The sequence below is a fragment of the Mediterraneibacter sp. 210702-DFI.5.30 genome (genome assembly GCF_020560115.1).
Taxonomy (GTDB): domain Bacteria; phylum Bacillota; class Clostridia; order Lachnospirales; family Lachnospiraceae; genus Mediterraneibacter; species Mediterraneibacter faecis.
On record NZ_JAJCME010000076.1, the window covers coordinates 1 to 270 of the forward strand.

The window sequence follows — 270 nt, forward strand, 5'->3', positions numbered from 1 at the left end:
GTTGGCTTTTAATGATTTCTGCACGTCGATGATGCGCTGGTTGGCACTGCCACGAAACTGCAGCGTCAAATCCTTTTGCCCTTCTAAAAAGCGGCCGTCAACCAAAATATCGATCAGGCTCAGCATTTCCAGTTTGTCATATGATTCCTGCTGCAGCTCTTCCCAGGTGTAGCCCGACCATGACCAGATATCTTTGGTATGACCAAACTCCTTGCGCACGCGCTTGATGATCTTTAAGCAGACCTGGGTGTTCAAGAATGGTTCCCCGCC

1 protein-coding gene is annotated in these 270 nt (G+C 49.6%); it reads right to left on the bottom strand.

Annotated elements, in window-relative coordinates; genetic code table 11:
• Window positions 1-270 (bottom strand): 4Fe-4S single cluster domain-containing protein (locus LI126_RS14745; protein ID WP_255651252.1); only part of this gene is annotated, 270 nt, incomplete at both ends.